The sequence below is a fragment of the Deinococcus rhizophilus genome, from assembly GCF_030271215.1.
GTDB classification, from domain to species: domain Bacteria; phylum Deinococcota; class Deinococci; order Deinococcales; family Deinococcaceae; genus Deinococcus; species Deinococcus rhizophilus.
In genome coordinates, this window is the sequence record NZ_JASNGB010000192.1 from 1 (window position 1) to 5,636 (window position 5,636).

The 5,636-nt window shown below is 65.6% G+C and carries 7 protein-coding genes; 2 read left to right on the forward strand and 5 right to left on the reverse strand.

The annotated features are described in order from the left end of the window. Window positions 1-36: 36 nt before the first annotated feature. The 5 genes from QOL99_RS14675 to QOL99_RS14695 all read right to left on the reverse strand — a co-directional run bounded on the left by QOL99_RS14675 (window position 37) and on the right by QOL99_RS14695 (window position 3,178). On the reverse strand, window positions 37-207 hold the full coding sequence (locus tag QOL99_RS14675) for an arsenate reductase/protein-tyrosine-phosphatase family protein (protein WP_285524920.1): 171 nt from the start codon (window positions 205-207) through the stop codon (window positions 37-39). A gap of 14 nt (window positions 208-221) precedes the next feature. Next, a complete protein-coding gene (locus tag QOL99_RS14680; protein ID WP_152872472.1) occupies window positions 222-1,520 on the reverse strand; it encodes an arsenic transporter in 1,299 nt (432 codons plus the stop codon). Between the two features lie 5 nt (window positions 1,521-1,525). Next, window positions 1,526-1,987, reverse strand: coding sequence for an arsenate reductase ArsC (locus QOL99_RS14685; RefSeq protein WP_152872471.1), 462 nt, complete (start codon window positions 1,985-1,987; stop codon window positions 1,526-1,528). Between the two features lie 9 nt (window positions 1,988-1,996). After that, window positions 1,997-2,323, reverse strand: coding sequence for an ArsR/SmtB family transcription factor (locus QOL99_RS14690; RefSeq protein WP_152872470.1), 327 nt, complete (start codon window positions 2,321-2,323; stop codon window positions 1,997-1,999). Between the two features lie 231 nt (window positions 2,324-2,554). After that, window positions 2,555-3,178 (reverse strand): hypothetical protein, encoded by a 624-nt coding sequence (locus QOL99_RS14695; RefSeq protein ID WP_152872469.1) that lies wholly within the window; start codon window positions 3,176-3,178, stop codon window positions 2,555-2,557. Window positions 3,179-3,271: 93 nt separating this feature from the next. Between QOL99_RS14695 and QOL99_RS14700 the strand changes: the two genes are divergently transcribed. Together QOL99_RS14700 and QOL99_RS14705 are read left to right on the forward strand one after the other, a co-directional pair. Further along, the gene (locus QOL99_RS14700; protein WP_285524926.1) at window positions 3,272-3,688 is read left to right on the forward strand and encodes a hypothetical protein; all 417 of its coding nucleotides are present in this window, start codon (window positions 3,272-3,274) and stop codon (window positions 3,686-3,688) included. Between the two features lie 367 nt (window positions 3,689-4,055). Continuing rightward, window positions 4,056-5,567: a SulP family inorganic anion transporter gene (locus QOL99_RS14705; protein ID WP_285524927.1), complete on the forward strand. Its 1,512-nt coding sequence runs from the start codon at window positions 4,056-4,058 to the stop codon at window positions 5,565-5,567. Window positions 5,568-5,636: the final 69 nt, after the last annotated feature.

Genomic DNA, 5,636 nt, shown 5'->3' on the forward strand with positions numbered 1-5,636 from the left:
CAGACGTGACTTGCCCCGCGGTCCGCCCGATTGGGTTCACTCCAGTTCCTCCAGCACCTGCCGGGTGAGCGGATTGACCTCGCCCGGCTCCAGCCCCGCGGACATGACCCGGAAGCGCTCCGCGCCGTGGTGTTCGAGCAGGACCTGGGCCATCTGGGAGCGGGCGGTGTTGCCGGTGCAGATGAACAGAACCGATGGGACATTCATGCCTTCCTCCTTCATCACGAGAGCCGCAGGGCGAGGGCGGCCAGGGTAACCAGCAGGACAGGGAGGGTCAGGACGAGGCCGACCTTGAAGTACTGGCCCCACCCGATCCGCACCCCTTTGCTGGCCAGCACGTGCAGCCACAACAGCGTGGCGAGGCTGCCGATGGGCGTGATCTTCGGGCCGAGGTCGTTGCCCACGACGTTCGCGTAGATCATGCCTTGTTTAACGGCTCCGGTCGCCTGGCTCGCGTCGATGGCTAGCGCTCCAATCAGCACACTGGGCATGTTGTTCATCACGCTGGCCAGAAAGGCCATCAGGAAGCCGGTGCCCAGGGTGGCGGTCCACAGGCCCCCGGCAGCGAGGCGGTCAAGCACTCCGGCCAGCAGGTCGGTTAACCCCGCGTTGCGCAGGCCGTACACGACCAGGTACATCCCCAGCGAGAAGACCACAATCTGCCAGGGGGCGCCCTTGAGAACATTCCGGGTGCTTACGACGTGCCCACGGGCGGCAACGAACCACAGCAGCACCGCACCCAGCACGGCGACCGCGCTCACCGGAATCCCCAGGGGACCAGCCGCGAAATACCCGACCAGCAACACCCCCAGGACCACCCAGCCGACCTTGAACACCTTCGGATCCCGGACGGCGCTGCCCGGCGATTCCAGCGTGCCCGGGTCGTAGCGACCCGGCAGGTCCCGCCGGAACATCAGGTACAGCATGCCGAGACTAGCCAGGACCGCCGCGATGTTGACCGGGACCATCACCGAGGCGTACTCCCCGAAGCCCAGGTTGAAGTAGTCGGCGCTGACGATATTCACGAGGTTGCTGATCACCAGCGGCAGGCTGGCGCTATCTGCGATAAAGCCCGTGGCGAGGATGAACGCCAAGGTGGCCGCTGGCCGGAAACCCAGAGCTGTCAACATCGCGAGCACGATGGGCGTGAGAATCAGCGCGGTACCGTCGTTGGCGAACAGGGCGCTGACAGCCGCCCCCAGCAGGATCACCAGCGGGAACAACAGCCGTCCACGTCCGCCTCCCCAGCGGGCGACATGCAACGCGGCCCACTTGAAAAAGCCCGCCTCGTCGAGAATCAGGCTGATGATAATCAGGGCGACGAAGGTGATGGTCGCGTTCCAGACGATGTCCCAGACGACCGGGATGTCGGAGACGCTGACCACGCCTGTCAGGAGGGCCAACCCTGCCCCGAGGGACGCACTCCACCCGATGCCCAGGCCTCCAGGCTGCCACTTCAGCTTGGGTTGCCAGATGACCAGGACGAGGGTCAGCAGGAAAATCAGAACAGCGAGCAGCATCAGGCTTACTGGGCGTTCACGGCGGGATTGTCGTCGTAGCTCGCGGGCACGGGCTGCCCGTCCCCCAGGGCCTGCACGAAGGCGCCGAACTGCCCTTCAAGCTGGTCACGGACCTCTCGCCAGCGGTCCAAGCTCCCGCCCGAGGGATCGACAAAGGGGTAATGCAAGCGGTGCGTCTTGCCTGGATAGGCCGGGCAGGCTTCAGCAGCGGAGTCGCAGACCGTGATCACATAATCGAAGTTCTGCCAGTCCGGCACGTCCCAGAGCGTCTTGCTGGTCTGTCCGTCGAGGTTCAGGCCGATCTCAGCCATGACGGTCTTGGCGTCATCCTTGACCCGGGTGGCCTCGGTTCCGGCGGACTGCACTTCGAGGTCAAGTCCGAGGCGCTGGGCAGCGGCCCGGGTTAGGGCTTCGGCCATCTGGGAGCGGGCGGAATTGTGGGTGCAGAGAATCAGGACACGGAGCATACTCGCAACCTAACACACCGGCCCAGATTGATAGGTCAGGGGTAGTTCAGCGAGGTAGATGTCGCGCAGCAGCTCGCCACCCAGCAGGTACAGCGGCTCCGGCAACAGGCGGTAGAAGCTGTTTTTACCGCGTTGTTCCCCGACAATCAGGCCAGCGTCGCGCAGAGCCGCCAAGTGATAGGAGACCTTGCTTTGCGGCAGATTCAGCGCGGCCTCCAGGTCGCAGACGCAGCGCTCGCCCCGCGCCAGGATCCGGACGATCTCATAGCGGATGTTGTTCGCCAGCGCCTTGAGGACAGTCAGGGTCTGTGGTTCAGGGGAAGCCGCGGCAGTCATCAACTGGATTCTATCACTCGGCGTAGCGAAATCGCGTTGGCCGACTGCATGCTGCATCCGTTCGCAAGCTTTGTTCCGGGAGCTGAGGCAGTGGGGCTGGCCACCGTTGACTGGTCCCAAATCCCTGATGCCTGCCCGTACACCCTACGGCCGTTGATCCGGTGACCGACGAAAGAGTCCTGCTTCTGACCTCAGGCTCGGGTATACCCGCTGACACCCTTATCCTGACTCTCAGGCGTCGCCGCTGTCCTCGCGGGCGTGCTCCAGTCCAGGGACGTTCGTGGTGTCGGCCAGGAAGATGCCCAGCAGGAACGGCACCTCGCCCGCGCGGCCCGCGTACCGATCGTGCAACGCGCGCAGTTCCCCCTGCAGTTCGCGTGCGTCGCCCGGCGAGAGGTGCAGCAGGTGCCACCCGCTCACCATCACCGGCGCCGCCTCGCCCAGGTCGGTCCACAGGACGCCGTCTTCCCGCATGATCCGGAAGAACACGTCGCCGCTGGGCGCATGGGCCGTGACGAAGCCCCACCCATGCTGGTCGAACGGTGCGCGCTGGAACGTCCGCCCAATCGCTGTCTCGAACAGCTCGAGGTGCTGCGCGCGGTTGTGCCGACCGACCGTCTCGGGCGGCACCAGCGAGAACGGCACGAAAAAAGTGTCCGAGGTTGCGCGGTACAGTCGCACCGCGCGGCCCGCTCGCGGTCGGCTGTCCTGCACGGTAAGCAGTCCGGCACGCTCGAGGCGCCGGACGCGCTTGAAGAGCCATTCGGTTGTCACACCGAGCGTGCGGGCGGCGTCGGCTATGCCCCGCGCCTCGGGCGTGAACACATCGAGCAGCCGCAGCCACGCGCGGTCCATAAGCAATCGCGCCTGGAGGGCGCTGTCGACGCGGTAAGGCCTACTTTCTGGGACGTCTTGCACAGCAAGTTGAGGATACGGCAAGGTGCCTGCATGCCCCAGGATGCTGCCGGACGCTGGCTCTTGACTGCGAGTGCCGCGCTGCTGTTCACGCTCGGTCTGCCTCTGCTGTTCGCGGCCGACCTAACCGCCGCCTGGCTCGGCGCGCCCTCCGTGGCCGGTGAGGCGCTGGCACAACTCGCCGCGAGTGGGCTGCTGGGCCTGGGCGTCATCAACTGGTGGGGGCGCGGCAACCCCATCGGCGGGATCTACGGGCGACCGCTGGGCCTGGGGAACTTGCTGTGCCTCATGTCGGCCGCGGCGTCGCTGGGCCGGGTAACGCTGGTAGGGGAGCTTCCCGGCGTGGCGTGGGTGGTGGTGCTGGTCTTGACGGGACTGACGCTGGCCTTCGCCTGGCGGATGGTCCTGTGGCGGCCCCGAAGGCTACCCGGGCAGATTCCTGGCCTGTGAAGCTGCAAAGAGGAGACGTTCGTCCAATTGGGGTATACCCAACGCCTGAATTCTCCTTCTCTGGAGCAGCCTGAGGCAGTCGCCAGCGCCGCCCGGTCTGCCAGCCCGCTCTCCTCCGTTACAGGCGATCCCGTGCTGGTGTGAGTGGCCGACCAGGTCAGGATCCGCCTACCCGGTCCGTCCAGAATGGCGCTGCTTCCCTTGTCCCAGGGAAAGGGTTGCGGCATACTGCCGGAGCCGCGGGCGCGGCGTCCCGTCTGAGTGACGCCCCCGACGATAACCGAACCGAAGTGGTCTCCCGATCCTTCAGCCTCCCCAGCGGGCTCTCCTCCCGCTGCCGGTTGTCACGGCGCCCTCCGAGGTGCACATGACCGCAACCCCCTCTCCAACCGCCCGCTTCAACTTCAAGCAATACAGCCAGGAATGGCTCGCCAATCCGCGCGGGGACATCCTGGCGGGGATCGTCGTCGCCCTGGCTCTGATCCCCGAAGCCATCGCCTTTTCCATCATCGCGGGCGTCGATCCCCAGGTGGGTCTCTACGCCTCGTTCATCATCGCCCTCGTCACGGCCTTCATCGGAGGGCGGCCCGGCATGATCAGCGCGGCGACCGGCGCGATGGCGCTGCTGATGATCGGCCTGGTCAAGGACCACGGCTTGGCGTACTTGTTCGCCGCGACGGTCCTGACCGGCTTGCTTCAGATCGTCTTCGGCTGGGCGAGACTGGCTCGCTACCTGAAGTTCGTGCCCCGCAGCGTGATGGTGGGCTTCGTGAACGCCCTGGCAATTTTGATCTTCATGGCGCAGCTTCCACAGTTCGCGGGCGCGAACTGGCAGATGTACGCGATGGTCACCGCTGGTCTGGCGATCATCTACCTGCTCCCCCGGGTCTTCAAGGCCATCCCCAGCGCCCTAGTCGCCATCGTGGCCCTGACGCTGGTATCCGTCTTCACGGGCGCCGACGTGAAGACCGTGGGGGATATGGGGGAGCTCCCCAAAGCCCTGCCGCCCTTTCAACTTCCCCAGGTGCCGCTGACCTTCGAGACGCTGAGCATCATTTTCCCGGTGGCGCTGACCCTCTCCATCGTGGGCCTGCTCGAAAGCCTGCTCACTGCACAACTGATCGACGAGCGCACCGACACCACCAGCGACAAGAACGTCGAATCGCGCGGTCAGGGCGTGGCGAACATCGTCACCGGCTTCTTCGGGGGCATGGCAGGCTGCGCGATGATCGGCCAGAGCATGATCAACGTGACCAACGGGGGACGCGGGCGGCTCTCCACCTTCGTCGCCGGGCTGGGCCTGCTGATCCTGATTCTTGCCCTGCAACCGCTGCTGGTGCAGATCCCGATGGCTGCGCTGGTGGCGGTGATGATCGTGGTGTCCGTCAGCACCTTCGATTGGAGCAGCCTGCGGACGCTGACGGTCTTTCCGAGGGGCGAGAGCCTCGTGATGCTGGCGACCGTGGGCGTGACGGTGCTGACGCATGACCTGTCGATGGGCGTGCTGGTGGGCGTGTTGCTGAGTGCCCTGTTCTTCGCACGCAAGGTGTCGCAGCTCTCGCAGGTCACACCTGAGGACCTCACGGACGGGACCCGGACCTACCGGGTGCGGGGGCAGCTGTTCTTTGTCAGCACCCACGATTTCCTGCACCAGTTCGACTTCGCGCATCCCGCGAGCCGGGTGGTCATCGACCTGACGGACGCACACTTCTGGGACGGGTCGGCAGTGGGGGCGCTGGACAAGGTGATGCTGAAGTTCATGCGCCGGGGCACGCCCGCTGAGCTGGTCGGGCTCAATGAGGCATCGGCGACCCTGATTGACCGCCTCGCGGTACACGACAAGCCCGGGGCACTGGAGAAGGGATCCAGCCACAGCTGAAAGCAGATCAAGGAAGCCCCGGGAGGGTTCTGGCAACTTAACCTGAGTGAGGCCGGAGTAGCTCAGCAG